24 protein-coding genes and 1 tRNA gene are annotated in these 26,121 nt (G+C 66.9%); 8 read left to right on the forward strand and 17 right to left on the reverse strand.

Features of this window, described 5'->3' with window-relative positions; genetic code table 11:
• Positions 1–77 precede the first annotated feature (77 nt).
• Both FHW84_RS00540 and FHW84_RS00545 read right to left on the reverse strand, forming a co-directional pair.
• Positions 78–872 carry an ABC transporter permease gene (locus tag FHW84_RS00540; protein WP_167252182.1) on the reverse strand — a complete coding sequence of 265 codons (795 nt, stop codon included), beginning with the start codon at positions 870–872 and terminating at the stop codon, positions 78–80.
• Positions 872–1,798, reverse strand: coding sequence for an ABC transporter ATP-binding protein (locus FHW84_RS00545; protein WP_167252183.1), 927 nt, complete (start codon positions 1,796–1,798; stop codon positions 872–874). The genes FHW84_RS00540 and FHW84_RS00545 overlap by 1 nt, the downstream gene beginning before the upstream one ends.
• Positions 1,799–2,096: 298 nt before the next feature.
• On the opposite strand from FHW84_RS00545, the gene FHW84_RS00550 reads away from it, so the two are divergent.
• The 4 genes from FHW84_RS00550 to FHW84_RS00565 all read left to right on the forward strand — a co-directional run bounded on the left by FHW84_RS00550 (position 2,097) and on the right by FHW84_RS00565 (position 8,158).
• Positions 2,097–3,593, forward strand: a complete 1,497-nt coding sequence (locus FHW84_RS00550; protein WP_167252184.1) for an aminotransferase class III-fold pyridoxal phosphate-dependent enzyme — start codon at positions 2,097–2,099, stop codon at positions 3,591–3,593.
• Positions 3,594–3,709: 116 nt separating this feature from the next.
• Positions 3,710–4,045 carry a PsiF family protein gene (locus FHW84_RS00555; RefSeq protein ID WP_167252185.1) on the forward strand — a complete coding sequence of 112 codons (336 nt, stop codon included), beginning with the start codon at positions 3,710–3,712 and terminating at the stop codon, positions 4,043–4,045.
• A 124-nt stretch (positions 4,046–4,169) separates the two neighbouring features.
• Positions 4,170–4,811: a uracil phosphoribosyltransferase gene (gene upp / locus FHW84_RS00560; protein ID WP_167252186.1), complete on the forward strand. Its 642-nt coding sequence runs from the start codon at positions 4,170–4,172 to the stop codon at positions 4,809–4,811.
• Between the two features lie 539 nt (positions 4,812–5,350).
• Entirely contained in the window at positions 5,351–8,158 is a 2,808-nt protein-coding gene (locus FHW84_RS00565; RefSeq protein ID WP_167252187.1) for a lamin tail domain-containing protein, read from the forward strand.
• 338 nt (positions 8,159–8,496) lie between these two features.
• Here FHW84_RS00565 and pip read toward each other — a convergent pair whose 3' ends face one another.
• Both pip and FHW84_RS00575 read right to left on the reverse strand, forming a co-directional pair.
• Positions 8,497–9,453, reverse strand: a complete 957-nt coding sequence (pip, locus tag FHW84_RS00570; RefSeq protein ID WP_167252188.1) for a prolyl aminopeptidase — start codon at positions 9,451–9,453, stop codon at positions 8,497–8,499.
• A 45-nt stretch (positions 9,454–9,498) separates the two neighbouring features.
• The gene (locus FHW84_RS00575) at positions 9,499–10,881 is read right to left on the reverse strand and encodes an FAD-binding oxidoreductase (RefSeq protein WP_167252189.1); all 1,383 of its coding nucleotides are present in this window, start codon (positions 10,879–10,881) and stop codon (positions 9,499–9,501) included.
• Between the two features lie 208 nt (positions 10,882–11,089).
• Between FHW84_RS00575 and serA the strand changes: the two genes are divergently transcribed.
• Both serA and FHW84_RS00585 read left to right on the forward strand, forming a co-directional pair.
• Complete coding sequence (gene serA, locus FHW84_RS00580; RefSeq protein WP_167252190.1) at positions 11,090–12,322, forward strand: phosphoglycerate dehydrogenase; 1,233 nt, start codon at positions 11,090–11,092, stop codon at positions 12,320–12,322.
• Between the two features lie 100 nt (positions 12,323–12,422).
• Positions 12,423–13,430, forward strand: a complete 1,008-nt coding sequence (locus tag FHW84_RS00585; RefSeq protein ID WP_243867796.1) for an NAD(P)H-quinone oxidoreductase — start codon at positions 12,423–12,425, stop codon at positions 13,428–13,430.
• Here FHW84_RS00585 and FHW84_RS00590 read toward each other — a convergent pair.
• Entirely contained in the window at positions 13,427–14,182 is a 756-nt protein-coding gene (locus FHW84_RS00590) for a hypothetical protein (RefSeq protein ID WP_167252191.1), read from the reverse strand. The two genes, FHW84_RS00585 and FHW84_RS00590, sit on opposite strands and share 4 nt — an antisense overlap.
• Before the next feature lie 146 nt (positions 14,183–14,328).
• On the opposite strand from FHW84_RS00590, the gene FHW84_RS00595 reads away from it, so the two are divergent.
• On the forward strand, positions 14,329–14,643 hold the full coding sequence (locus FHW84_RS00595; protein WP_167252192.1) for a UBP-type zinc finger domain-containing protein: 315 nt from the start codon (positions 14,329–14,331) through the stop codon (positions 14,641–14,643).
• A 155-nt stretch (positions 14,644–14,798) separates the two neighbouring features.
• Here FHW84_RS00595 and FHW84_RS00600 read toward each other — a convergent pair.
• The 9 genes from FHW84_RS00600 to thrS all read right to left on the reverse strand — a co-directional run bounded on the left by FHW84_RS00600 (position 14,799) and on the right by thrS (position 22,405).
• A tRNA-Pro gene (locus tag FHW84_RS00600) sits at positions 14,799–14,875 on the reverse strand.
• Between the two features lie 66 nt (positions 14,876–14,941).
• On the reverse strand, positions 14,942–15,298 hold the full coding sequence (locus FHW84_RS00605) for a MerR family transcriptional regulator (RefSeq protein WP_026635112.1): 357 nt from the start codon (positions 15,296–15,298) through the stop codon (positions 14,942–14,944).
• Entirely contained in the window at positions 15,279–15,578 is a 300-nt protein-coding gene (gene ihfA / locus FHW84_RS00610; RefSeq protein WP_026635111.1) for an integration host factor subunit alpha, read from the reverse strand. The genes FHW84_RS00605 and ihfA overlap by 20 nt, the downstream gene beginning before the upstream one ends.
• Position 15,579: 1 nt before the next feature.
• A complete protein-coding gene (gene pheT, locus FHW84_RS00615; RefSeq protein ID WP_167252193.1) occupies positions 15,580–17,970 on the reverse strand; it encodes a phenylalanine--tRNA ligase subunit beta in 2,391 nt (796 codons plus the stop codon).
• A gap of 21 nt (positions 17,971–17,991) precedes the next feature.
• Positions 17,992–18,987, reverse strand: a complete 996-nt coding sequence (gene pheS / locus FHW84_RS00620) for a phenylalanine--tRNA ligase subunit alpha (RefSeq protein ID WP_167252194.1) — start codon at positions 18,985–18,987, stop codon at positions 17,992–17,994.
• A gap of 146 nt (positions 18,988–19,133) precedes the next feature.
• Positions 19,134–19,493: a 50S ribosomal protein L20 gene (gene rplT, locus FHW84_RS00625; protein ID WP_026635108.1), complete on the reverse strand. Its 360-nt coding sequence runs from the start codon at positions 19,491–19,493 to the stop codon at positions 19,134–19,136.
• A 16-nt stretch (positions 19,494–19,509) separates the two neighbouring features.
• Entirely contained in the window at positions 19,510–19,707 is a 198-nt protein-coding gene (gene rpmI, locus FHW84_RS00630; protein WP_167252195.1) for a 50S ribosomal protein L35, read from the reverse strand.
• Between the two features lie 229 nt (positions 19,708–19,936).
• Entirely contained in the window at positions 19,937–20,461 is a 525-nt protein-coding gene (gene infC / locus FHW84_RS00635; RefSeq protein WP_343203554.1) for a translation initiation factor IF-3, read from the reverse strand.
• Positions 20,462–20,503: 42 nt separating this feature from the next.
• Entirely contained in the window at positions 20,504–22,405 is a 1,902-nt protein-coding gene (gene thrS / locus FHW84_RS00640) for a threonine--tRNA ligase (RefSeq protein ID WP_167252196.1), read from the reverse strand.
• Between the two features lie 319 nt (positions 22,406–22,724).
• Here thrS and FHW84_RS00645 point away from each other — a divergent pair, with 319 nt between their 5' ends.
• A complete protein-coding gene (locus FHW84_RS00645; protein ID WP_167252197.1) occupies positions 22,725–23,735 on the forward strand; it encodes an NAD-dependent epimerase in 1,011 nt (336 codons plus the stop codon).
• Between the two features lie 21 nt (positions 23,736–23,756).
• Here the strand turns inward: FHW84_RS00645 and FHW84_RS00650 are convergent, their stop codons facing one another.
• The 3 genes from FHW84_RS00650 to FHW84_RS00660 are packed head-to-tail and all read right to left on the reverse strand — an operon-like array spanning position 23,757 to position 26,051.
• Entirely contained in the window at positions 23,757–24,203 is a 447-nt protein-coding gene (locus FHW84_RS00650; protein ID WP_167252198.1) for a CopD family protein, read from the reverse strand.
• 55 nt (positions 24,204–24,258) lie between these two features.
• Positions 24,259–24,471 (reverse strand): hypothetical protein, encoded by a 213-nt coding sequence (locus tag FHW84_RS00655; protein WP_167252199.1) that lies wholly within the window; start codon positions 24,469–24,471, stop codon positions 24,259–24,261.
• Complete coding sequence (locus FHW84_RS00660; protein ID WP_167252200.1) at positions 24,456–26,051, reverse strand: hypothetical protein; 1,596 nt, start codon at positions 26,049–26,051, stop codon at positions 24,456–24,458. The genes FHW84_RS00655 and FHW84_RS00660 overlap by 16 nt, the downstream gene beginning before the upstream one ends.
• Positions 26,052–26,121 lie beyond the last annotated feature (70 nt).

The raw sequence follows: 26,121 nt of genomic DNA on the forward strand, positions 1-26,121 counted from the left end.
GCAGGTCGCGTGACAACGAACGTCTTCATGGCATCCGGCTGCGCAACCGGCGGTTGCGCAGCCCTTCGCATGCTACTTCAACCGTGGCGCCGCAGGCGGCGCACGGCGATGGCCAGGAACACCGCCGTGAAGGCCGCCAGCGCCGCCACGTGCGGCCACACCGGTTCCAGCCCCAGCCCTACCACGTTCAGCGCCACCTGGTTGAGGTGATACGGCGGCAGCACCAGCGCGATCTGCTGCACCGCCTTGGGCATCAGCGACAGCGGAAACCACAGGCCCGACATGAAAGCCATCGGCAGGTAGATCAGGTTGACGATGCCAGGCCCGCCGGTGCCCTTGATGAACATGCCCAGCATCAGGCCCATCGCGCAGAACGGCAGCGCGCCGAACAGGTTGGTGGCGAACAGCCCGGCCGTCTGCGCCGCCGACAGCTGCACATGGGCCACCAGCGTGGCCAGCAGCACCAGGATGCAGGACACCACCGCCGCCGCGAAGATCGACATCACTACCTTGCCCAGCAGATACGCGCCCGGCGGCATCGGCAAGGCGCGCTTCAAGGTCAGCAGACCGTTGTCGCGCTCCATCGACAAGGCCACGCCGAAGCCGAACAGGCCGGGCGACATCACGCCGAAGGTGCCATACGCGGCGAGCAGATAGCGCGGCGCATCCGGGCCATTGGCGCGGCCGATCAGAATGCCGAACATCAGATAGAACGCGGTGGGCAGGATCAGGGTCGGGATCATGAAGCCCGGGTTGCGCAGATAGCGCAGGCATTCGGCGCGCGCTTCCTGCAGGTAGGCGCCGAGCACCCGGCTGAAACCCATCTCGCGCGAGGCGGATGCGGCAGGCATGGCGGAAGAGACGGCGTTCATCAGGCGGCCTCGCGGTTGTCTTCGGTGGGCGCCTCGGCGGCGCGAGTCAGTTCGGTAAAGGCTTCGGCCAGGCCGGCGCGCTGGACTTCCAGTTCGCCCAGCTGCGCGTCGGCGTCGAGCAGGCGGCGCACCACGATCTCCGCGCTGTCGGTGGACAGCCACAGGCGTTCGCCTTCGTCGCGCGCCTCGGCCACTTCCGGCCAGGCGGCGACGTCGGCCGCGCGCAGGCGGGTGATGCAGCGGATGCGCTTGAGCGCCACGCGTGCGCGCAGGTCGTCCACGCTGCCCTCGCTCAGCACACGTCCGCGCGCCATCACGCAGACGCGGCTGGCCAGCGCTTCGGCTTCTTCCAGGTAATGCGTGGTGAGCACCACGCCGGCGCCCTCGGCGACCAGGTGGCGCACCGCGGTCCACAGCTTCTGGCGCGCTTCCAGGTCCATGCCGACGGTGGGTTCGTCCAGGAACAGCAGCTCCGGGCGGCCGCACAGCGCGAGCGCGAACTGCACGCGGCGCTGCTGTCCGCCCGAAAGCGCGGCGTAAGGACGCTTCAGCAAGTCGGTGACGCCGGCCAGTTCCGCCGTTTCGTGCAGGTCGCGCGGCGCCGGGTAATAGCTGCCGGTCAGCCGCAGCAGCTCGCCGACGCGCAAGGTCGGCGGCAGCGCCGCGCTCTGCAGCATCACGCCGATGCGGCGGCGCGCCACGAGCTGCTGCGGATCTTCGCCGAACAGTTCGACGCGGCCCGCATCGGGCCGCACCAGGCCGAGCAGCATCGAAATGGTGGTGCTCTTGCCGGCGCCGTTGGGGCCGAGCAGCGCGAAAATTTCGCCGCGATGCAGCATCAGATCCAGGCCGTTGACGGCGGTGTGATTGCCGTAGCGTTTCACCACGGACGACAGGCGTGCGATGGGTGAAGCATTCGTGTTCATGGGTCTCCCTCCTTTGCCCGGAATGCTAGGCATCGCAAGGGCTGGCGGGCATTCGCCAACGTCAGCCCGCGCACGTGACAGCCGTCATCCGGCCCCTCCCCCCGGGGTTACGGCGCTGACGAAGGCGGGTTATCCTCGGTGAATCGCTGGCGCAGAAACATGCGCGGCGCGCTCGACTGAGCGGGAGTTTCCGATCGCCGCAAGATGATCGTCATCGGCTCCCGCCAGAGCATTCATCGCGATGTTGGCAGGAAGCGCCATCCCCGACGGCGCTTGCGTACCTTGAGGAGGAGTCATCATGGGTGTGATCGATCAGCTGCGCGAATTGCGCGATTTCGGCGGCGCGCCGCAGACCACCGGCCTGGACGACGCCACCGTCGAACGCTTCGCCGCCAGCCACCCCGAACTGGCGCAGGCCATCGGCGAAGCGCTCGAACAGCATCGCGCGCTGCGCGCGGAGCTGGCCGACTTCCTCAAGCTCGACGAAGCCGAGCAGCTGCAGGTGGCGCAGGCGGGCTTCGTCAATTTCTATCCCGACGACGGCATCAACCGCTATCTGCCCGCCGCCGCGCGCGGCCCGTGGGTGGTCACGCTGAAGGGCGCGGTGATCCACGACAACGGCGGCTACGGCATGCTCGGTTTCGGCCACAACAACGAGGCGATCCGCACGGCGATGAGCCGTCCGCAGGTGATGGCCAACGTGATGACGCCGAACGTCTCGCAGATGCGCTTTGCCAAGGCGCTGGACCGCGAGCTCGGCCGCCACCGCGGCGGCAATCCGTATGCGCGCTACCTGTGCCTGAACTCCGGTTCCGAATCCGTTTCGCTGGCCTGCCGCATCGCCGACGTCAACGCCAAGGCGATGACCGAGCCGGGCGCACGCTACGCCGGCCGCACCATCAAGCGCCTCGCGGTGAAGGGCGCGTTCCACGGCCGCACCGAGAAACCCGCGCTGTATTCGGATTCCACGCGCAAGACCTACCAGCAGCACCTGGCCAGCTATCGCCACGAGGACACCCTGATCACGGTGGCGCCGTACGACGTGGCGCAGCTGGAAGCCGCGTTCGCCGATGCCGACCGCCACGGCTGGTTCATCGAGGCGATGTTCCTGGAACCGGTGATGGGCGAAGGCGATCCCGGCCGCGCCGTGACGCCGGAGTTCTACAAGGCCGCGCGCGAACTCACCGAAGCGCACGGCTCGATGCTGCTGATCGATTCGATCCAGGCCGGCCTGCGCGCGCACGGCGTGCTGTCGCTCACCGACTATCCCGGCTTCGAGAAGCTGCCGGCGCCGGACATGGAAACCTTCTCCAAGGCGCTCAACGCCGGCCAGTATCCGCTGTCGGTGCTGGCGGTGAACGAGCGCGCCGCCGGCCTGTACCGCAAGGGCATCTACGGCAACACCATGACCGCCAACCCGCGCGCGCTGGACGTGGCGCTGGCCACGCTGCACGAACTCAACGACGAGGTGCGCGCCAACATCCGCGAGCGCGGCAAGGAATTCGTCGACAAGCTCAACGCGCTGAAGGGCGAGCTCGGCGGCCTGATCACCAAGGTGCAGGGCACCGGCCTGCTGTTCTCCTGCGAGCTGTCGGCGGAGTTCAAGTGCTACGGCGCGGGTTCGATCGAGGAATACATGCGCGAGCGCGGCGTCGGCGTGATCCACGGCGGCGTCAACTCGCTGCGCTTCACCCCGCACTTCAAGGTGACCAGCGCCGAGGTGGACCTGGTGGTCGCCCACGTGCGCCAGGCGCTGCAGCAGGGCCCACGCAAGCTGAAGGCCGAAGCGGCCTGAGCTTGCCGCATGAACGCCGGGCGCGGAGCCCGGCGTTCCCCCTCTACCCAAGCGCGGCAAGCGGCATAGACTTGCGCCCACCGGCACTCGCCGGTCCATTCCAGGAGGGTACCCGCATGTTCTTGCGTTTCAGCCTGACCGCCGCCAGCCTCGCCCTGGCCCTCGCCATTTCCGCCACCGCTTTCGCCGCCCCGCAGGCCAAGAAGGAACTGACCCCGCAGCAGCAGCGCATGGCCGACTGCAACAAGCAGGCGACCGGCAAGAAGGGCGACGAGCGCAAGGCCTTCATGAGCAGCTGCCTGAAGGGCGAAGCCGCCGCACCGGCGAAGATGACCCAGCAGGAAAAGATGAAGGCCTGCAATGCGGATACGAAAGCCAAGACCCTGAAGGGCGACGACCGCAAAAAGTTCATGAGCTCGTGTCTGAGCGGCGGCGCCGCGGCGAGCCCGTAAAACTCCTGCACCGGTGTATCGCCGCAAGGCGCCGCTTCGAGGAAGCGGCGCCTTTGCTTTTTGGGGGAAACGAATCATTCCCGCTGCGCCATAATCCCCGCATTCCGCCAAGCAGGACGCCCCCATGAAGCTCGTCGAAGTCCGCCACCCGCTCATCCAGCACAAGCTCGGCCTGATGCGCCGCGCCGGCATCAGCACCAAGGAATTCCGCGAACTCGCCTCCGAAGTCGCCGCCCTGCTCACCTATGAGGCGACCAAGGACCTGGAGACGGTGGACAAGCACATCGACGGCTGGGCCGGCCCGCTCACCGTGCACCAGATCAAAGGCAAGAAAATCACCATCGTCCCGATCCTCCGCGCCGGCTTAGGCATGCTCCCCGGCGTGCTGGACCTGATCCCCGCGGCGAAGGTGAGCGTGGTCGGCCTGCAACGCGACGAGGAAACCCTCAAGCCCATCGCCTACTACGAAAAACTGACCGGCCGCATGGACGAACGCATCGCCCTGATCGTCGACCCCATGCTCGCCACCGCCGGCACGCTGGTCGCCACGGTAGACATGCTCAAGGCCGCCGGCTGCAAACGCATCAAAGGCCTGTTCCTGGTCGCGGCACCGGAAGGCCTGAAGCGCATCGAGGCCGCCCACCCCGACATCGAGATCTACACCGCCGCCATCGACGACCACCTCAACGAACACGGCTACATCCTGCCGGGCCTGGGCGATGCGGGCGACAAGATTTTCGGCACCAAGCAGCTGCCAGCGGGTTGAAAGGAAAAACGCGAACGCTTTTGCTCAATAAAAATCTGGGCGAGCCCCGGCCCCTCCCCCTGCCCTCTCCCCGGAGGGGAGAGGGGTGATGGCGTGAGGTAGGCAGGAACGAAGAGCCAAAGCTGGCCGCGGTTCTTGAACGTCCTCTTCGCAACGGCACGTTGAAGAGCGCGTCACGTAAACGCGCCCTGGCCCGTGTCGACTCTGGTTAATCCGGTTACCACAGACGCTCACTGCTCCTTCTAGTCGCGTCGCGAGCCGTTGCTCTAAGGCCATTCTCTCTTTGGTTACTTTCTCTTTGGGCCAGCAAAGAGAAAGTGACCCGGGCGCCGGCAGGCGCACGGAATGCCCGCTGCATAAGCGGCCAGTCCGCGGCACCGCAAAAACCAGGCGTGATCGCCACTGGATCCCGGCCTGCGCCGGGATGACGAGCAAGAGGCACCCCTCCCTACTGAGACCCCCATTAGCAATTCTGTCGCAATAAATTGCTATTTTCCCCGGAAGGATCCATCCGGATCCTTCAACAAGGGAGTGGGTCAATGGAAGCAAAGCACGCCCGGCGCGCCCTATGGGCCGCGTTGCTAGCAATCGCGTCGATCGCCACCGCCCAGGCGGCCGACCTCAGCATCAGCCAGTTCCGCGTCCGCGGCCCTGCTGGCGGCAATGACGAATTCGTCGAACTGTTCAACGCCGGCGCCACCGCGCTGGACGTCTCCGGCTACAAATTCAATGCATCGAACGCGAGCGGCACCACCGGCACGCGCCTGACCTTTCCGAGCGGCACGTCGATCGCGCCGGGCTGCCACCTGCTGCTGACCAACAGCGCGAGCGGCGGCTACTCCGGCAGCGTCGTGGGCGACCTGAAATACAGCACCGGCGTCACCGATGACGGCGGCCTGGCCCTGCTCGACGCCAGCGGCCAGCTGGTCGACCAGGTCGGCCTCTCCGCCGGCTCCGCCTACAAGGCCGGCACGCCGCTGACCTCGCTGGGCAGCACCAATGCGGACAAGGGCTACGGCCGCAAGACCAATGGCGCCGGCCTGCCGCAGAACACCGGCGACAACCAGTCCGACTTCGTGGTGGTCACGCCCACCGCGCCGCACAACGCGGCCAGCGCCTGCGCGGTGATGAACCTGTCGCTGTCGATCGCCGACTCCAGCGCCACCGTGCACGGCGCCGCCAACGTCACCATGCCGTTCACCGTCACGCTCAACCAGCCGGCCCCGGCCGGCGGCGTGAGCGTGCATGCGGCGACCCAGGACGACAGCGCCACCGTCGCCGCCGGCGATTACGAAGCCGTCGACACCACGCTGAACATCGCCGCGGGCCAGACCCAGGCCAGCTTCAACGTGCTGGTGCACGGCCGCAGCACCGGCTCGCCGGACAAGGCCTTCCTGGTCAAGCTCGACCAGGTCACCGGCGGCGCCACGCTGGCGCGCGACAGCGCGATCGGCGCGATCCTGTACGACATCCCGGTCGCCGCGGAAATCTGGCAGATCCAGGGCCGCGAGCAGAGCTCGCCGCTGCTGGGCAAGTCGGTGATCACCAGCGGCAACATCGTCACCGCGGTGGGCCCGGCCGGCTTCACCATGCAGACGCCGGACAACCGCGTGGATGCCGATCCGCTCACCTCCAACGGCGTGTACGTGTTCACCTCGTCCAAGCCGGCGGTCGCTGTGGGCGACGTGGTGGACGTGGCCGCCAAGGTCGACAACTACTACCACCTGACGGAACTGAAGAACGCTACCGTCACCGTGACCGCACATGGCGCGCGGCTGCCGAAGGCGGTGATCTTCGGTGCGCGCACGCCGTCGTCCGATCCGAACCAGCTGTCCTGCGGCGCCACCAACTTCCAGTGCTTCGTGGGCATGCGCGTGGTGATCGAGGACGGCATGATCAACACGGGCAACAAGCGCTTCAGCACCGAGCCGTTCGCCGAGGTGAGCATCACCGCCAACGGCAAGCGTTCGCTGCGCCAGCCGGGCGTGCGCTTCGGCGTGCCGGTGCCGGCCGGCGTCAGCCTGCCCAACTGGAGCGGCAATCCGGAAGTGTTCAAGATGAACACCGACGACTTCGGCGCCGTGCCGGTCAACACCCCGTTCGTCGCCGGCACCACCTTCCGTGCCGAGGGCATCATCTCGTACGACTTCGGCGCCTACACCTTCATCCCGACCAGGATCGAAGTGAAGCGCGCCGCGCCGATGCCGCGCCCCGTGCTGCCGAAGCCGCCGTTCGCGCTGCGCATCGGCGCGTTCAACATGGAGCGCTTCTGCGACAGCGAGTTCAACACCACCTTCACCTGCAGCGGCGACAGCAAGGAGCCGACGCCGGACCAGGTGGCGCTGAAGACCCGCCGCCTGTCGGCCTATGTCGGCAGCGTGCTGAAGCTGCCGGACGTGCTGTCCACCGAAGAGGTGAAGAGCCTGGCCGTGCTGCAGGGCCTGGCCAAGCAGCTGGGCGACGACTATCCGGTGAAGTACGACGCCTACCTGCTGCCGGGCCATGACCCCAGCGGCATCAACGTCGGCTTCCTGGTGCGCGCCGACCGCGGCATTCGCGTGCAGTCGGTGCGCCAGCTCGGCGCGGACGAAACCTGGAACGACAACGGCAGCACCGCGTTCGTCCACGACCATCCGCCGCTGCTGCTGACGGCCGAAGTGCGCGGCATGCGCTTCCACGTGATCTCGGTGCACCCGAAGGCCCGCACCAATGTAGACAAGGACAACGCCACCGCCGTGCGCGATCGCCTGAAGCGCTACACGCAGGCGGTATCGCTGGCCAAGCAGGTGCAGGAACTGCAGACCCGCTATCCCTCGCAGCCGCTGCTGGTGGTGGGCGACTTCAACGCCTACCAGTTCAGCGATGGCTGGGTGGACGTGGTCGGCCTGGTCTCGGGCAAGTACAAGGACAGCGAGAACCAGCTCAAGCTGGGCCAGAACATCGTGCGCCCGGCGCTGTGGAATGCGGTGGAATCGGTGCCGGAGAACGATCGCTACTCGTTCCTGTTCACCGAGAACTTCGGCGAGATCCAGGGCTATACGCAGGCCGGCAGCGGCAACTCCGGCCGCGAAGTGCCGACCGTGCAGGTGCTCGACCATGCCCTGCTGAACCGCGCCGCGCAGTTCCGCTTCCTGCACATGCAGTACGGCCGCGCCGACCTCGACGCACCCGCGCAGACCGAAGCCGACGCCGCGAACGCCCCGGACTGGACCAAGGCGATCGGCGCCTCGGACCACGACGGCTTCGTACTCGACCTGTTCGCGCCGGCGATGTTCGATCCGCATGGCGATCACGATCATGGGCATGACGACGACCATGGCCATGACGGCCACGGCAAGCAGCACTGAAAATGCAGGTTGGGGTGAGCCACAGGCGAACCCCAACGATGCGATACGCGTGACGGCGGTCGATGTTGGGGTTCGCTGCGCTCACCCCAACCTACGCTGCCGGCAATAACGGAAAGGCCACGCCCGGCGAAGGGCGTGGCCTTTTTCTTTTGTGGCCGACTGAATGGCCAACCGCACACGTGGCTTCCGCCCTACCTACCGCCGTCATTCCGGCGCAGGCCGGAATCCAGTAGCGACGCGCTCGGGCAAGCGTGAGCGCCCAAAAAAGCGCCTTTAAAGTTTCGCGACAATCAAACGGTATCGTTACTGGATTCCGGCCTGCGCCGGAATGACGAGCATTAGTGGCGGAAGCGGTCGGTCGCCTCCAGCAGCTCATGCGCGATCCCCGGCTCCAGCGCCGAATGCCCCGCGTCCGCCACCACGCGCAGGTCCGCTTCCGGCCACGCACGGTGCAGGTCCCAGGCGCTGCGCATCGGGCACACCACGTCGTAGCGGCCCTGCACGATCACCGCGGGAATCTTGCGGATGCGCTCGACGTTGCGCAGCAGCTGGTCGTCGTGCTCGAAGAAACCGCCATGCACGAAGTAATGGCATTCGATGCGCGCGAAGGCCAGCGCGAATTCGTCCTCGCCGCTGGATTCGATATGCGCCGGGTCCTGGTACAGATGGCTGGTGGCCGCTTCCCACACCGACCAGGCGCGCGCCGCTTCCACGCGCACCTTGGGATCGGTGCTGGTCAGGCGGCGATGGTAGGCGCTCATCAGGTCGCCGCGCTCGGCCTCGGGAATCGCTTCCAGATAGCTTTCCCAGGCATCCGGGAACAGCGCGTCGCAGCCCTTCTGGTAGAACCACTCCAGCTCCCAGCGCCGCAGCATGAAGATGCCGCGCAGCACCAGCTCGGTGACCTTGTCCGGATGCGTCTGCGCATAGGCCAGCGCCAGCGTCGAACCCCAGGAGCCGCCGAACACCTGCCAGCGATCGATGCCCAGATGCTCGCGGATGCGCTCGATATCGGCCACCAGATGCCAGGTGGTGTTGTCGGTCAGCTCCGCATGCGGCGTGGACTGGCCGCAGCCGCGCTGGTCGAACAGCACGATGCGGTAAACCTTGGGATCGAAGAAGCGGCGGTAATTGGGATTGATGCCGCCGCCGGGGCCGCCATGCAGGAACACCACCGGCTTGCCGTTCGGGTTGCCGCACTGCTCGTAGTACAGCGTGTGCAGCTCCGACACCTTGAGCATGCCGCTGTCGAACGGCTCGATCTCGGGGTACAGCTGGCGGCGTGGCTGGGTCATGCGGGCATCTCCGGCGATTCAAAGCGCCGAGGATACCGCAAGCCCCTAAAACAGCTTGCCGGGGTTGAGGATGCCGCTCGGATCGAACACCTGCTTCACGCCCCGCATCAGCGCGATTTCCGCCGCGCTGCGCGTGCTCTCCAGATACGCCTTCTTCACCAGGCCGATGCCGTGTTCGGCCGAGATGCTGCCGCCATGGCGCTTGAGCGCTTCGGCCAGCAGCTTGGTCACCTGCTCGCACTGGGCGATGAACTCGGCATCGGCCAGGCCTTCGGGCTTGAGCACATTGATATGCAGGTTGCCGTCGCCGATATGGCCGAACCACACCACCTCGAAGTGCGGATAGGCCTGCCCCAGCAGGGCCTGGATCTCGTCCAGGAAAGCCGGCAGCGCGCCGATGCGCAGGGAGATGTCGTTCTTGTAGGGCTTGTGCGGCGCCAGGCTTTCGGTGATGCCTTCGCGCAGGCGCCACAGCGCGGCGGCCTGGGCCTCGCTCTGCGCGATCGCGCCGTCGGCGATCCAGCCCTCGTTGACGCCGTGCTCGAACGCGGCCAGGGCGGCGTCCTGCGCGGCTTCGTCGGCGGCGTCGAATTCGGTGACCACGTAGAACGGATGCTCGCCGTCGAGCGCGCGCTGCGCTCCGTGCGCCAGCACGTGGCGCAGCGCGACGTCGGTGAAGAATTCGAAAGCCTGCAGCTTCAGCCGCGCGCGGAACAACGCGAACACCTGCATCAGCGCGGCCATGTCCGGCAGCGCCAGCAGCATCACCTGCGAAGGCGGCGGCGGCTCGGCCAGGCGCAGGGTGGCTTCCACCACGATGCCCAGCGTGCCCTCGGAGCCGATGGTGAGATGGCGCAGGTCGTAGCCGCTGGAATTCTTGATCAGGCCGCGATTGAGTTCGAGCAGCTCGCCGTTGCCGGCGATCACCTTCAGGCCCGCGATCCATTCGCGCGTATTGCCGTAGCGGATCACCCGGATGCCGCCGGCATTGGTGGCGATATTGCCGCCGATGGAGCAGGAGCCGCGCGCGGCGAAGTCGACCGGATAGATCAGCCCGTGCGTGCGTGCGGCGTCGTGCACGGCCTGCAGCGCGATGCCGGCCTGCACGGTGAGAGTGCGGTCGATCGGGTCGAAGCCGAGCACGCGGTTCATGCGCTCCAGGCTCAGCACCAGCTCGCCCTTCGCGGCCACCGCGCCACCGGAAAGGCCAGTGCGCCCGCCCGAGGGCACCAGCGCCACGCCATGCTCGTTGGCCCAGCGCACCACGGCCTGGGCCTCTTCCACCGTGGCCGGCAGGGCGATGGCCAGCGGGGCCGGCGTCCAGCGGCGGGTCCAGTCGCGGCCGTAGTGCTCCAGATCGGCCGGCTCCGTGAGCAGGCGCAATTCGGGCAGGCGGGCGGCCAGGTCGGCGAGAGCGGGTGCGGTCATGGCGACTCCGTGAGCGAGTTCCCCAGCCTGCCAGCCGCGGCCGTTGCGGTCCAGTGCTGCGCTGCCGCATAGTGTGGCTTTGGCGGGAATCGGGAATAGGGAATAGGGAATAGTAAAAGCGCGGCGCGACAAGCTCGTAGGGCGCTGCTTTTACTATTCCCTATTCCCGATTCCCTATTCCCGTATCCCCCATACACGCCGGCGGCCCATGAAAACCTCGTATCCGAAAGCAGACATCAAGGTCCTCCTGCTCGAAGGCGTCAGCCAGAGCGCCGTGGACGTGTTCCGCCGCGCCGGCTACAGCCAGATCGAGTTCCACGAGAAGTCGCTGCCGGAAGCGGAACTGAAAGCGCGCATCGCCGAGGCGCATATCGTCGGCATCCGTTCGCGCAGCCACCTCACCGCCGACGTGCTGGAACAGGCGCGCCGGCTGATCGCGGTGGGCTGCTTCTGCATCGGCACCAACCAGGTGGACCTGGAAACCGCGCGCGTGCAGGGCGTACCGGTGTTCAACGCGCCCTACTCCAATACGCGCAGCGTGGCCGAGCTGGTGATCGCCGAGGCGATCATGCTGTTGCGCGGGATCCCGCAGAAGAATGCGCTGTGCCACCGCGGCGGCTGGACCAAGTCCGCGGCGGGCAGCTTCGAGGCGCGCGACAAGGTGCTGGGCATCGTCGGCTACGGCCATATCGGCACGCAGATCGGCGTGCTGGCCGAATCGCTGGGCATGCGCGTGATCTTCCACGACATCGAGACCAAGCTGTCGCTGGGCAACGCGCGCGCCGCCGGCAGCCTGGACGACCTGCTGGAACGCGCCGACGTGGTGACCCTGCACGTGCCGGAAACGCCGTCGACCAAGCTGATGATCGGCGCCACGGAGCTTGCCAAGATGCGCAAGGGTTCGGTGCTGATCAATGCCTCGCGCGGCACCGTGGTGGACATCGACGCGCTCGCCGCCGCGCTGCGCAGCGGCCATATCGCCGGCGCCGCAGTGGACGTATTCCCGGTGGAACCCAAGGGCAACGACGATCCGTTCGTGTCGCCGCTGGTGGGCATGGACAACGTGATCCTCACCCCGCATATCGGCGGCAGCACGCTGGAGGCGCAGGACAATATCGGCATCGAGGTGGCCAGCAAGCTGGTGCGCTACAGCGACAACGGATCGACCCTGTCGGCGGTGAACTTCCCCGAAGTGACCTTGCCGGAGCACCCGAACAGCCGCCGCCTGCTGCATATCCACCGCAATGTGCCGGGCGTGCTGTCGCGCATCAACGAACTGTTCTCCGCCGGCAACATCAATATCGACGCGCAGTTCCTGCAGACCGATCCGCAGGTGGGCTACGTGGTGATCGACGTGTCGGCCGACGAAGCGCAGGCCGGTGCGCTCAAGGACCGGCTGGCGGAGATTCCGGGCACCTTGCGCAGCCGCGTGCTGTACTGACGCGCGGGCATGTCCCGCTGAACGGAAGACGCGCCGCCTTACGCGTCTTTCACCGCCCGCCGGGTAAACGAAGCGGACCCCGTGGAAGGATGCGCGCGCCATGAGCAAGGTCTTCCTGCCGGACCGGATGATCGAGATCGGCATCGACACGCCCGGTCCGCCGGACGTGCTGCAACCGCGCACCGTGCCCCTGCCCGAACCGACGCGCGACGAAGTGCTGGTGCGGGTGCAGGCGGCGGGCGTGAACCGTCCCGACGTGATCCAGCGCCAGGGCCGCTATCCGATGCCGCCGGGCGCGCATCCCACGCCGGGGTTGGAGATTGCCGGCGAGATCGCGGCGCTGGGCGCCGACGTGCAGGGCTTCGCCCTCGGCGACCGCGTGTGCGGGCTGACCAACGGCGGCGGCTACGCCGAGTACTGCGTGCTGCCGGCGGGACAAGCCCTGCCTATTCCCGACGGCATCGATTCGATCCACGCCGCGGCCATTCCGGAAACCTTCTTCACCGTGTGGGCCAACCTGTTCCGCATCGGCCGCGCGGTGCCGGGCGAGCGGGTGCTGATCCATGGCGGCACCAGCGGCATCGGCACCACCGCGCTGATGCTGTGCCGCGAGTTCGGCATCGCCGCCTTCGCCACCGCCGGCAGCGAGCACAAATGCGCGGTGGTGCGGCATCTGGGCGCCGAGGCGATCAACTATCACGAAGAGAACTTCGCGCTGGCCGTGCTGAGCAAGACCGACGGGCATGGCGCGGATGTGATCCTGGACATCATGGGCGGCTCGTATTTCGAGCGGAACGTGGCCGCGCTGGCACGCGACGGGCGGCTGGTGGTGATCGGCTTCCTCGGCGGCATCCACGCGGAACAGGTCGACCTGCAGGCGCTGGTGCTCAAGCGCGCCACCGTCACCGGCTCCACCATGCGTGCGCGCAATGGCGCGGAGAAAGCGGAGATCGCCAACGACCTGCGTGCGCATGTGTGGCCGGTGCTGGCCGCCGGCCGCTGCCTGCCGATGGTGCACGAGGTGTTTCCGCTGGTGCGCGCGGAGGATGCGCACCGGCTGATGGAAAGCGGCGAGCACGTCGGCAAGATCGTGCTGAAGGTGGCCTAGTCCAGCATGGCGTGCAGCAGCGCCAGCCAGCCCGCGGGGGCTGCGAACGCCAGGTACAGCGCCAGCCCCTGCCCCGCCATCACGCACGGCAGGCCGATCGCATAAGCCCGATGGATGCGGCCTTCGACGATAAGGTCGCGCAGCAGGCCCAGCCCGATCAGCAGGTCCACCCAGGCGTACCAGGTATTGGCCGGCACCAGGGCGCGCGGGAAACGCGCGAATGCGGCCACGGTCAACGCGCAGGTGGCGATCAGCATCAGCCGGCGGTGGAACTGCGGTTGCCGCCGCCAGCGCACCGCCAGGCCGAAGGCCAGCGCGAAGGTCAGCATGTCGTTGAAGGAGATGGCCAGGAAGGCGTCGTGCACCGCTCCCTGGCGCGCATGCCACTGGCGCATCGCCAGTGCGGTGGCCACGCCCAGCACCGGCAGCAGCGTGCCCAGGCCCGCGCCGAACAGGCCCAGCCGCCGGTGCAGGCGTATCGCGTGCCCGCTCACCAGCCCGGTCTGCACCAGAAACAGCAGCACCCAGCCCGCGAACACCAGCACGTGGACGTGCAGGATCCACGGCAGCGCCTGTGCCGGGTGCAGCAGCCGCTCGCCCAGGCCGCGGCCGAAGCCGTAGCCCACCACCAGCAGCACCAGCCAGGCCATGCCGAAGTAGAACCAGCGTTCCAGCGCGCGGCGCAGCCGGTAGAGCTGGCTGTCGCCGAAACCGATGGGTGCATGCGCGGGGATGGGTGCGAGCGTCTTCATGTAGCCTCTCGATGGGCGGGGGATTCCCCGCACCCTCGCCAGGCGGCGCGTTCGAGTCCTGAAACACGCCTGAAAAAGCCTTGAAGAACTCTGAAAGCGCATGGCGCGGCCGATCGCAAGCGCCTGCCCACCCCAAGGAGAGCGCGATGAAAGCCAGCTGCAGCCATCTCGACGGCATCCGCGACGTCACCCCCAGTGCCGCCGGTTGCGAGGAATGCCTGAAGACCGGCAGCCCGTGGGTCCATCTGCGCATCTGCCGCAGCTGCGGCCACGTGGGCTGCTGCGACGACTCGCCCAACCGGCACGCCACCAAGCATTACCGCGCGACGGGGCATCCCATCATCGAGGGCTACGATCCGCCGGAGGGCTGGGGCTGGTGCTACGTGGATGACGTGATGTTCGATCTCTCGGACCGGAAGACGCCGCATCCGGGGCCGATACCGCGTTTCGTCGACGAGTAGGAAGGCGCTGGCGCATTTGCCTGGGGGGCAAATGCGCGCACAAAAAGAAAGGCGCCCAAGGGCGCCGACATACCTAAAAAGAAAGGCGCCCAAGGGCGCCGACATGCCCAAAAAGAAAGGCGCCCAAGGGCGCCTTTCGCATCCATCACCGTAATTGGTCGGGGCGGCCGGATTCGAACCGACGACCCTTTGCCCCCCAGGCAAATGCGCTACCAGGCTGCGCTACGCCCCGACGCTACGGCAAGTGGGCAAGTCTAGCAGCTAGGGCAGGACTTGCGAAAGCTTGCAGCCTGCGCGCTCAGCGGCGCAGCAGGCTCAGCACTTCTTCCAGCTCCATGCGCACCTGGCGCACGATCTGATGCGAAATGCTCGACTCCATGCGCGCCTGCGGGCCTTCCAGCCGGGCGCGGGCGCCGGTGATGGTGAAGCCTTCGTCGTACAGCAGGGCGCGGATCTGCCGGATCATCAGCACGTCGTGGCGCTGGTAGTAGCGGCGGTTGCCGCGGCGCTTGACCGGGTTGAGCGCGGGGAATTCCTGTTCCCAGTACCGCAGCACATGCGGCTTCACCCCGCACAGCTCGCTGACCTCACCGATGGTGAAGTAGCGCTTGGCCGGGATGGCCGGGAGCTCGGTGTTATTCCCTTGGTCCAGCATAGCTCTCCACTCTCACCTTGAGTTTCTGCCCCGGCCGGAACGTCACCACGCGGCGGGCGGAGATCGGGATCTCCTCGCCGGTCTTGGGGTTGCGTCCCGGGCGCTGGTTCTTCTGCCGCAGGTCGAAATTGCCGAACCCCGACAGCTTCACCTGCTCGCCCTTTTCCAGCGCTTCGCGGACCACCTCGAAATAGGCGTCCACGAATTCTTTCGCCTCACGCTTGTTGAGGCCCACCTCGAGAAAGAGGCGCTCGGCCATCTCCGCCTTGGTCAGCGCCATGTCATCCTCGCCATCTTGCCTTGCATGAAGTCTCCAACGCAGCAAACGCCTCGCGCACGAAGCGGTCTGCGTCGTCGTCAGTAAGCGTGCGTGAAGCGTCCTGCAAAATCAAGCCCATAGCGAGACTCTTTCGGCCAGTCTCGACGCCTTTGCCGGCGTAGCGGTCGAACAGGCGCAGCTCCGCCAGCGCCCCGCCGACGGCCGCGCGGACGCTCTGCTCGACCTGCGCCCAGCTCACTTCCTCGGGCAGGTCCACGGCGATATCGCGGCGCACCGAAGGGAAACGCGGCACGGCGGCGGCCTTGGGCAGGCGGCGGGCGAGCAGCGGTTCCAGGGCCAGTTCCAGCACGTGCACGTCCGGCCCCAGGTCCAGCGCCTTGGCCAGCTGCGGATGCAGCGCGCCGAGGTAGCCGACGGTCTGGCCGTCGCGCGCGACGCGGGCGCCGCGGCCCGGATGCAGCCAGCCCGGCAGGCCGTCGGCATGCACCGACCAGCGCTGCGGCTCGCCGCCCCAGGCCACGATGGCGTCGAGTTCGCCCTTGAGATCGTGGAAATCCAGCGGCCGGCTCGCCTCGCCCCACTGCTCCGCGCGGGCGGAGCCGCAGGCGACGATGGCCAGGCTGGGCGTCTCCACCGGCGGATCGCCGGCGGCGAACACGCGCGCCACCTCGAACAGGCGCACCCGCTCCTGCTGGCGCGCGCGGTTGTGGCGCAGCGCTTCGACCAGGCCCGGCAGCAGCGAGGGGCGCATCACCGCAAGGTCCGCCGAGAGCGGATTGGCCAGCGGCACCAGCCGCTCCGTCATGCCCCAGCGCTGCAGCACGTCGCTGCCGATGAAGGAGAGGTTGACCGCCTCGTAGTAATCGCGCGCCGCCAGCTGCTCGCGCAGGGCCAGCTCGCCCAGCCGCGCTTCCGGCTCGACCGCCAGGGTCAGCGCGCCAGCGGGCGTATGGGTCGGGATGTTTTCGTAGCCGTGGATGCGCGCGACCTCTTCGATCAGGTCCTCTTCGCGCTCGATGTCGAAACGGCGGCTGGGCGCGGTGACGCGCCAGCCGTCGGCCTGCGGCTCCACCTGCATGCCGAGCGCGGTGAAGATGCGGGCGACTTCGTCGTCGGCCACGGCCAGCCCGAGCACCCGCCCCAGCCGGGCGCGGCGCAGCAGGATCGGCTCCGGCGCGCGCAGATGTTCCGGCAAGGTGACGTCGACCAGCGGCCCGGCCACGCCGCCGGCGATGTCGAGAATCAACCGGGTCGCGTACTCGACCGCGACGCCCGGCAACTGCGGATCGACGCCGCGCTCGAAACGATGCCCGGCATCCGTATGCATGCCCAGCTTGCGGCTGCGGCCGATGATCGCCGAGGGAATCCAGTGCGCCGCCTCGAGGAACACGCTGCGGGTCGCCTCCGTGACGCGCGTGTCCTGGCCGCCCATGATGCCGCCGAGCGCCACCGCCCGCGCGGCCCTGCCGCCGCGGCTGTCGGACACCACCAGGAAATCGTCGTCCAGCTCGACCGTGCGGCCATCCAGCAGGGCCAGCGGCTCGCCCGCGCGCGCCGGGCGCACCACGATCTCGCCTTCCAGCTTGGCCTTGTCGAACGCATGCATCGGCTGGCCAAGTTCCAGCATGACGTACTGCGTGACATCCACCAGGAAGCTGATCGGACGCAGGCCGCTGCGGCGCAGCCGCTCGGCCATCCACACCGGGGTCGGGACCGACGCATCGACGTTATCGATGACGCGCCCTGCGAAACGCGGAACGCGCTCACCCGCCTCGAGCGCGACCTTCATCGCGGCATCGCTCTGGGCCGGCACGGGCCTGGCATCGAGTTCGATCACCCTTCCGTCCAGCGCGGCCGCCACATCGAAGGCGATGCCGCGCACGCTGAAGCAGTCGGCGCGGTTGGGCGTGAGCTTGATCTCGATGGTGGCGTCCGGCAGGCCCAGATAGGCAGCCAGCGGCGTGCCCACCGGCGCATCGGCGGGAAGCTCGAGCAGGCCCGACGCGTCCGGATCGATGCCCAGCTCCTTGGCCGAGCACAGCATGCCGAACGACTCCACCCCGCGCAGCTTCGCTGCCTTGATCGCGATGCCGCCGGGCAGCTGTGCGCCGACCATCGCCAGCGGGGCGACCAGACCGGCGCGCGCATTCGGCGCGCCACAGACGATCTGGACGACGCCGTTGCCCGTGTCGACCTCGCACACCTGCAGGCGGTCGGCCTCGGGATGTTTCTGCGCGCTGACGATGCGCGCGACGATCACGCCGTCCAGCGATTCACCCAACGCGGCGACGTCCTCGACTTCCAGGCCGATCGCCGTCAGCGTCGCCGCGAGCTCGTCGCGCGACGCGTTCGTCGGCACATGGTGGCGCAACCAGTTTTCCGAAAATTTCATGCGTATCGGTTCCCGCGGCGATTAGGCGAATTGCTTGAGGAAGCGCAGATCGTTCTCGAAGAACGCGCGCAGGTCGGACACGCCATAGCGCAGCATGGCGAAGCGTTCCACGCCCAGGCCGAAGGCGAAGCCGGTGTAGCGCTCCGGATCGATGCCGCAGTTCTTCAGCACGTTCGGATGCACCATGCCGCAGCCCAGCACCTCCAGCCAGCGGTTGGAGCCGTCTTCCGCGTCCCAGCGGATGTCCACTTCGGCCGAGGGCTCGGTGAAGGGGAAGTAGCTGGGGCGGAAGCGCATCTCGAAATCGCGCTCGAAGAAGGCGCGGATGAATTCGGCCAGGGTGCCTTTCAGGTCGGCGAAGCTGGAAGTCTCGTCGACCAGCAGGCCTTCGATCTGATGGAACATCGGCGAATGGGTCTGGTCCGAATCGCTGCGGTAGACCTTGCCCGGCGCGATCACGCGGATCGGCGGCTGGCGCCCCTGCATCGAACGGATCTGCACCGGCGAGGTATGCGTGCGCAGCAGGCGCCCGTCGCCGAAATAGAAGGTGTCGTGCATGGCGCGCGCCGGATGGTGCGGCGGGAAGTTCAGCGCCTCGAAGTTGTGCCAGTCGTCCTCGATCTCCGGACCGTCGGCGCGCTGGTAGCCCAGCCGGCCGAAGATCGCCGAGATGCGCTCCAGCGCACGGGTGATCGGATGGATGCCGCCGCGCTCGCCGTCGCGGCCCGGCAGGGTGATGTCGAGCTTCTCGGAGGCCAGGCGGCGGTCCAGCTCGGCCTGCTCCAGCACCTGCTTGCGCGCGCCGAGGGCGTCGGCGAGGCGCTCCTTGATGCGGTTGACCTCGGCGCCGCGCGCCTTCTTTTCTTCCGGCGGCAGCGCGCCCAGCGTCTTCAGCGCGGCGGTGACGATGCCGCTCTTGCCCAGCAGGCCCACGCGCAGCGCTTCGAGCGCATCGAGCGTGTCGGCGGCTGCGATCTCGGCCTGGGCTTGCGCGGCCCGGGTGTCCAGGTCGTCCATCGGTGCGGTTCCTGTGTTCGGCAGGGACAAACGAAAACGGGGAGGAGGCGTTAAGGCCTCCTCCCCGCGGATGTTCGCTCTTCATGGAAGAGTGCGGCCATGGATGGCCGCTCCTTGATCTTCGCGATCAAGGATGAGCGCACAAATTATGCCGCCAGACTGGCCTTCGCTTTTTCCGCGATGGCACCAAAAGCCTTGATGTCGTGCACGGCGATGTCCGCCAGGACCTTGCGGTCGACGGTGATGCCGGCCTTGCTCAGGCCATTGATCAGGCGGCTGTAGGACAGGCCGAACTGACGGGCGGCAGCGTTGATACGCACGATCCACAGGGCGCGGAACTGGCGCTTCTTCTGCTTGCGGCCGATATAGGCGTACTGACCGGCCTTGATGACGGCCTGGTTAGCTACGCGGAAGACCTTGCGGCGGGCGTTGTAGTAGCCCTTCGCGCGGCCGATGATCTTCTTGTGACGACGACGGGCGGTAACGCCACGCTTTACACGAGCCATGGTTCAGTCCTCCGCCTTAGACGTACGGCAACATGCGAGCGACGGCCTTCGTGTCGCAAGCTTTGACGTGATTGGTGGCGCGCAGGTTGCGCTTACGCTTGGTCGACTTCTTGGTCAGGATGTGCGACTTGAAGGCGTGACCGGCCTTGAACTTGCCGGAAGCGGTCTTGCGAAAACGCTTCGCCGCCGCCCGGTTGGTCTTGATCTTGGGCATGGAATGCTCCGTATCTCGGTTTCTGACTGATCTGGCGGCAACCCGGGGGCTGCGCTTTCCGTCCTGCCACGATCGGTTCACGACCCGTCCCGGTGGGTCGAACCGGCGATTGTACGGGGATCGGGGGCGGTTTGCCAGTGGTGCGGTGCAGCGGGTTCCCGGCCCCCGGCCGGGCCGGGAAACGCAAACGGCGGCCCAGGGCCGCCGTTGCGGGAGATCGGACCGGGGCTTACTTCTTCTTCGGGCCGATCATCATGACCATCTGGCGGCCTTCCAGGCGGGGGAAGGACTCCACCACGCCGTTCTCGCCGACGTCTTCCTGGATCTTCTTGGCCAGGTTCTGGCCCAGGTCCTGGTGCGACATCTCGCGGCCGCGGAAGCGGATGGTGACCTTGACCTTGTCGCCCTCCTCCAGGAAGCGAAGCATGTTGCGCAGCTTGATCTGGTAGTCGCCCACGTCCGTGACCGGACGGAACTTCACTTCCTTGATCTCGACCTGCTTCTGCTTCTTCTTGGCCGCCTGGGCCTTCTTCTGGGCTTCGAACTTGAACTTGCCGTAATCCATGATGCGGCAGACCGGCGGGTCGCCGTTGGGCTGGATCTCGACCAGGTCCATCCCGGCCTCTTCAGCCAAGCGCAAGGCCTCGTCACGCGTGAGGATGCCCAGCTGCTCCGAATCCGCACCGATCACGCGTACGCGCGGGACGCGGATCTCATGGTTGCGGCGATTGCCCTTATTGTCGGTGGTAGCGATACCACTATCCTCCAGAAGAATTGTCGATTGGCCGGGCGGCGGTCAGCGCCGCGTCTCGGCCTCCAGGCGCTCGATGAAGGCGGCCAGCGGCATGCTGCCCAGGTCTTCACCGGCACGGGTACGCACGGAAACAGCCCCCGATTCCTTCTCACGGTCACCGACCACGAGCAGGTACGGGACCTTTTGCAACGTATGTTCGCGGATTTTATAACCGACCTTTTCGTTGCGCAAATCCGCCTTGACTCTGAAACCTTTCTCGACAAGGGCTTGCGTGATTTCGCGCACGTAGTCGGCCTGGGCGTCGGTGATGCTGAACACCTGGGCCTGGACCGGGGCCAGCCAGGGCGGCAGGTGGCCGGCGTGGTGCTCGATCAGGATGCCGATGAAGCGCTCCATCGAGCCCACGATGGCCCGGTGCAGCATCACCGGGTGCCGGCGCTGGCTGTGCTCGTCCACGTACTCGGCGCCCAGGCGCTCGGGCATCATGAAATCGACCTGCATGGTGCCGACCTGCCAGCCGCGGCCGATCGAGTCCTTCATGTGGTACTCGATCTTGGGGCCATAGAAGGCGCCCTCGCCCGGCAGCTCCTGCCACTCCACGCCGGCCGCGCGCAGGGCCGCGCGCAGGGCGTCCTCGGCGCGGTCCCATACGGCGTCGGTGCCGATGCGCTTGTCCGGGCGCAGGGCGATCTTGAGCGCGATGTCCTCGAAGCCGAAGTCCCCGTACACCTTCATCGCCTGCTGGTGGAAGGCCGTGACCTCGGATTCGATCTGATCTTCCGTGCAGAAGATGTGGCCGTCGTCCTGGGTGAAGGCGCGCACGCGCATGATCCCGTGCAGCGCGCCGGAGGGCTCGTTGCGGTGGCAGCCGCCGAATTCGCCGTAGCGCACCGGCAGGTCGCGGTAGCTGTGCAGGCTGGTGTTGAAGATCTGCACGTGGCCCGGGCAGTTCATCGGCTTCAGCGCATAGGTGCGCTTCTCCGACTCGGTGAAGAACATGTTTTCCTGGTAGTTGTCCCAGTGGCCGGACTTCTTCCACAGGCTCACGTCCATGATCTGCGGGCCGCGCACTTCCTGGTAGCCGCTGGAGCGGTACACGCCGCGCACGTACTGCTCCACCGCCTGCCAGATGGCCCAGCCGTTGGGATGCCAGAACACCATGCCGGGCGCTTCTTCCTGCTGGTGGAACAGGTCCAGCGCCTTGCCGATCTTGCGGTGGTCGCGCTTCTCGGCTTCTTCCAGCTGGTGCAGGTAGGCCTTCAGGTCCTTGTCGTTGAGCCAGGAGGTGCCGTACACGCGGGTCAGCATCGCGTTGTTGGAATCGCCGCGCCAATAGGCGCCGGCCACCTTCATCAGCTTGAACGCGCGCAGCTTGCCGGTGTTGGGCACGTGCGGGCCGCGGCACAGGTCGGTGAATTCGCCCTGCGTGTACAGCGAGAGTTCCTCATTGGCGGGAATGCTCTCGATGATCTCGGCCTTGTATTCCTCGCCGATGCCGCGGAAGAACGACACCGCGTCGTCGCGCGACTTCACGCTGCGCGTCACCGGCAGCGCTTCCTGCACGATCTTGTGCATTTCCTCTTCGATCTTCGCCAGGTCGTCCGGCGTGAAGGGACGCTCGTAGGCGAAGTCGTAATAGAAGCCGTTGTCGATCACGGGGCCGATGGTGACCTGCGCGCCGGGATACAGGCGCTGCACGGCCTGGGCTAGCAGGTGGGCGGTGGAGTGGCGCAGGATGTCCAGCGCCTCGGGGCTTTTCTCGGTGACGATCTCGAGGCGGGCGTCATGCTCGATCGGGAAGCTGGCGTCGACCAGCTTGCCGTCCACCTTGCCGGCCAGGGTGGCCTTGGCCAGGCCGGCGCCGATGGAGGCAGCCACGTCCTGCACCGTGACGGGGTGGTCGAAGGGGCGCTTGCTGCCGTCGGGTAGCGTGATTTCGATCATGGGAAACACCTGTGCAGTGCCCGATCAACGGGCGTGCTTTATTTGAAGAGTCCGGCCATGGATGGCCGGTTTTGCCTTTGCCCGCCCGGACGGCGGGCAAAAATAAAGAGCGCCACGGCGCCCTTTGTGGATTCACAAGGCGTGGCGGGATTCAGAGTTGGCGCTGGGTAGTTGCCATGTCGCACGCTCGGCCGGCACTTTTGGCGCGGGCCACCTTGGTTTCCGTTCGATAGGAAGGACGAAACGCTAGTTTAGCGCCGTTCCTGTGTCAATTCAGCGCCGATAGAATTTGTGGGCATCTTTTTCAGAGTAAAGCCCCATGCGCATCCTGGTCACCGGCACCGCCGGCTTCGTCGGCTCCGCCCTCGCCGAGCGCCTGCTCGCCCGCGGCGACGAGGTGTACGGCATCGACAACCACAACGACTACTACGACCCGGCCCTGAAGGAAGCCCGCCTGGCCCGCTTCGCCGCGCATCCGGGCTACACGCACCTGCGCGCCGATCTGGCCGACGGCGAGGCCATCGAGCAGGCCTTCGCCAGCTTCCAGCCGCAGCGCGTGGTGAACCTGGCCGCCCAGGCCGGCGTGCGCTATTCGCTGAAGAACCCGCAGTCGTACGTACGCAGCAACCTGGTCGGCTTCACCCACATCCTGGAGGCCTGCCGGCATCACGGCGTGGAGCACCTGGTCTACGCCTCGTCCAGCTCGGTCTACGGCGCCAACCGCAAGCTGCCGTTCTCGGTGGAAGACCCGGTCGACCATCCGGTCAGCCTGTATGCGGCCAGCAAGAAAGCCAACGAGCTGATGGCGCACACCTACAGCCACCTGTTCGGCCTGCCCACCACCGGCCTGCGCTTCTTCACCGTGTACGGCCCCTGGGGCCGGCCGGACATGTCGCCGATGCTGTTCGCCGACCGCATCAGCCGCGGCGAGCCGATCGACGTGTTCAACTTCGGCAACCACAGCCGCGACTTCACCTATATCGACGACATCGTCGAAGGCGTGATCCGCACGCTGGACCACGTCGCCCGGCCCGACCCGGCCTATGACGCGGAGCAGCCGAATCCCGGCAGTTCCTCAGCGCCGTATCGCGTCTACAACATCGGCAACGACCAGCCCGTGCAGCTGCTGCGCTTTATCGAGCTGATGGAACAGCACCTCGGCCGCAGCGTGGAAAAACGCCTGCTGCCGATGCAACCGGGCGACGTGCCGGACACCTGGGCGGATGTCTCCGCGCTGCGCCGCGACGTGGGCTATGCGCCGGGCACCACGATCGAGGAAGGCGTGCGCCGCTTCGTCGCGTGGTACCGCCAATACCACGGGCTCGCCTGAGCCCGCGGCATCGGCGCGATATCAGAACGGCTTGGCGATCACCAGGAAGATGATCAGCAGCAGCACCAGCACCGGCAGCTCGTTCATGATGCGCAGGGTGCGCGCGCCGGGCAGCGCGCCGCCCTTGGCGCTGCGCTTCACCAGCCGGCCATTCCATACGTAATAAGCCAGCAGCAGCAGCACCAGCGTCAGCTTGGCCTCCAGCCAGTGAGCCGCGCCGAAGTTCGGCAGCGTGCCTGGAAACAGCCGCCAGCCCTGCCACAGCGTGGCGCCGAACAGCAGCGCCATGCCGAACATGCTGTGCCCGAAGCGGTACAGCCGCAGCCCCATCAGTTCCAGCCGGGCTTTTATCGCCGGCTCGCTGCCGGCCTCGGCGATGTTCACCAGGATCCGCGGCAGATAGAAGATCGAGGCCACCCAGGCCATCACGAACAGCAGGTGCAGGCTCTTGATCCACAGATAGGTCATGGCGATTCGCTCGGCGGGGGCAACCGCGCGATGGTACGTCGATCCATGCCGGCCGTCAGTGCGTGCGGCTGCAAATCACATCGTTCGCAGGTCCATCGCCCGCGGGCGCGGCGTCGAGCACCGGCTCCACTGCGCCCGGGGCAATCACCCGGACCATAATCAGCCGTCCACTGGCGCCGCTGCGCACGCGCACCAACCCGTCGCCCTTCTCCATCGCCGTATCAACGATTTCCGGGCAGGACGCCGGGCCGCTCAGGCGATCAGCCATAGCGTGGGCGTGATCGCCACCAGGCGGATTTTCTCGCCGTCCGCCAGGGCTACCGAAGCGGAACCGGAAATGCTGTCGCCTGGCGCGGCATAGACGACGATCGCCGTGCCGGCATGATTCCAGATGACCCATTCCTCTCCAACCCGGCCGGCATTGGCCGGAAGCGCCACGCCTGCATTGGCTTCGCCCGCCGCGATGAAACTGTAGGGCGTGGCGAGAGCCAGCGCCGTCGCCTGATCGGTGCCCGCGGCAACCAGCGCATAGCCCGCCTCCTGGCGAACCGACGGCGCCTGGATCGGCTGGCGGTACCGCCACAATCCATTGGCCGTGTCCTGGTCCAGCTGCAACGCGGGCGCGGTGGCGCCACCGCCCTGGTTCTGGTTGATCAGATACATGCCTGCACCGGCCATATCGTTGGGCCCGACCACGGTCGACGGCGAATTGACCGCGATGCCGAAACCACCCTCGGCCGTACTGCCGATGGCGCGGTTGTCCTGCACCTTCGAACGGGCTCCATAGACCTGGATATAGGCGGTTGAACCGATCGCGCTGGCCAGGATCGTATTGTCCGTGACATCCGCGGTATCGCCGTAACCGAAATCATCGAGGCCAACGAGGATGGGCGCCGTGGCCGCCGGCATGCGCGACAAGGTGTTGCCGCGAATCTCCACCACCGTTGAACGCAGCACGACGATGCCGCCCCAGGTGGCGCCCCGCGGAACGCCAAAAACGCCTTCGGCCTGGTCGATCAGATTGTTGGTGATCTTGATATGCGTGCAGCTGGAACTTTCGTTGAGCGGCGCCACATAGATTCCGCCCGCGGGGCAGTTGAAGAATCGGCAGCCGTCGATCAGCAGGCTGTCCGCCACCAGCCCAAGCGTCACGTGGGTGTCCGTGGCGTTGAAATTGACGCCCGCATTGACGTCGTAGCCCGTGCAGTTGAGCACCGAAATACGCTTCGAGCCCTCCCAGAAATCGTAGGCGCAGTTGCTGATCGCCTGGCACCAGCCATCCCGCACGATCACGTCGCAGCAACCCATGTTCGAGACCACGTCCGCCATATTCGTGCAGTACGAACCGATGACCTGCAGGTTGCCGAACATGCGCGCACCGATGAAATGGCCATCCCACGCGAAAGGAGGCGTGCATCGCGTGTTGATGAAGGTGGCGTGCCTGTCGGTGATGGCGTCGGCCTGCCAATTGACGTTCATGAAAATGGCATAGCCCCAATTCCGGCCGTGAAGCCGCAAGCGCTGGAACCAGTCCAGCGGCACGGGAACGATGGAAGCGCCGTGATCGAACTCGATCACGATGTCGCCGGGATAGAACAGCGTTTTCGAAACCAGGCAAGTCCCCACGAAACGCAGGCGTGAAGTGCCGGAGGCCAGGGCGCGGTTGATCGCTTCGGTGTCGTCGTGTTTGCCGTCGCAGACCGCGCCGAAGTCCTTGATGGTGACGACGTCGCCCAGTTTGTCCTGGACCGTGCGTGCCTTCGCGTCGGGCAGCGCCGTTTGGTGGCCCACGAGCGCCGATCCGCCCGCTGCCGCCAGATCGTCCTGAAGCGACTTGCCGATACTCATGGCGATACCCCTGTCCTATGTTTTATGGGCGGCGGAGGCCCGCCTCGCGGACGGCCTGCCATGGCGCAGC

Origin of the sequence: Dyella sp. SG562, from assembly GCF_011759495.1 — a bacterium.
Taxonomy (GTDB): domain Bacteria; phylum Pseudomonadota; class Gammaproteobacteria; order Xanthomonadales; family Rhodanobacteraceae; genus Dyella_D; species Dyella_D marensis.

Coding starts and splice junctions, on each gene's coding strand:
- FHW84_RS00540 (WP_167252182.1), bottom strand. CDS start 872: ATGAACGCCGTCTCTTCCGCCATGCCTGCCGCATCCGCCTCGCGCGAG.
- FHW84_RS00545 (WP_167252183.1), bottom strand. CDS start 1,798: ATGAACACGAATGCTTCACCCATCGCACGCCTGTCGTCCGTGGTGAAA.
- FHW84_RS00550 (WP_167252184.1), top strand. CDS start 2,097: ATGGGTGTGATCGATCAGCTGCGCGAATTGCGCGATTTCGGCGGCGCG.
- FHW84_RS00555 (WP_167252185.1), top strand. CDS start 3,710: ATGTTCTTGCGTTTCAGCCTGACCGCCGCCAGCCTCGCCCTGGCCCTC.
- upp (WP_167252186.1), top strand. CDS start 4,170: ATGAAGCTCGTCGAAGTCCGCCACCCGCTCATCCAGCACAAGCTCGGC.
- FHW84_RS00565 (WP_167252187.1), top strand. CDS start 5,351: ATGGAAGCAAAGCACGCCCGGCGCGCCCTATGGGCCGCGTTGCTAGCA.
- pip (WP_167252188.1), bottom strand. CDS start 9,453: ATGACCCAGCCACGCCGCCAGCTGTACCCCGAGATCGAGCCGTTCGAC.
- FHW84_RS00575 (WP_167252189.1), bottom strand. CDS start 10,881: ATGACCGCACCCGCTCTCGCCGACCTGGCCGCCCGCCTGCCCGAATTG.
- serA (WP_167252190.1), top strand. CDS start 11,090: ATGAAAACCTCGTATCCGAAAGCAGACATCAAGGTCCTCCTGCTCGAA.
- FHW84_RS00585 (WP_243867796.1), top strand. CDS start 12,423: ATGAGCAAGGTCTTCCTGCCGGACCGGATGATCGAGATCGGCATCGAC.
- FHW84_RS00590 (WP_167252191.1), bottom strand. CDS start 14,182: ATGAAGACGCTCGCACCCATCCCCGCGCATGCACCCATCGGTTTCGGC.
- FHW84_RS00595 (WP_167252192.1), top strand. CDS start 14,329: ATGAAAGCCAGCTGCAGCCATCTCGACGGCATCCGCGACGTCACCCCC.
- FHW84_RS00605 (WP_026635112.1), bottom strand. CDS start 15,298: ATGCTGGACCAAGGGAATAACACCGAGCTCCCGGCCATCCCGGCCAAG.
- ihfA (WP_026635111.1), bottom strand. CDS start 15,578: ATGGCGCTGACCAAGGCGGAGATGGCCGAGCGCCTCTTTCTCGAGGTG.
- pheT (WP_167252193.1), bottom strand. CDS start 17,970: ATGAAATTTTCGGAAAACTGGTTGCGCCACCATGTGCCGACGAACGCG.
- pheS (WP_167252194.1), bottom strand. CDS start 18,987: ATGGACGACCTGGACACCCGGGCCGCGCAAGCCCAGGCCGAGATCGCA.
- rplT (WP_026635108.1), bottom strand. CDS start 19,493: ATGGCTCGTGTAAAGCGTGGCGTTACCGCCCGTCGTCGTCACAAGAAG.
- rpmI (WP_167252195.1), bottom strand. CDS start 19,707: ATGCCCAAGATCAAGACCAACCGGGCGGCGGCGAAGCGTTTTCGCAAG.
- thrS (WP_167252196.1), bottom strand. CDS start 22,405: ATGATCGAAATCACGCTACCCGACGGCAGCAAGCGCCCCTTCGACCAC.
- FHW84_RS00645 (WP_167252197.1), top strand. CDS start 22,725: ATGCGCATCCTGGTCACCGGCACCGCCGGCTTCGTCGGCTCCGCCCTC.
- FHW84_RS00650 (WP_167252198.1), bottom strand. CDS start 24,203: ATGACCTATCTGTGGATCAAGAGCCTGCACCTGCTGTTCGTGATGGCC.
- FHW84_RS00655 (WP_167252199.1), bottom strand. CDS start 24,471: ATGGCTGATCGCCTGAGCGGCCCGGCGTCCTGCCCGGAAATCGTTGAT.
- FHW84_RS00660 (WP_167252200.1), bottom strand. CDS start 26,051: ATGAGTATCGGCAAGTCGCTTCAGGACGATCTGGCGGCAGCGGGCGGA.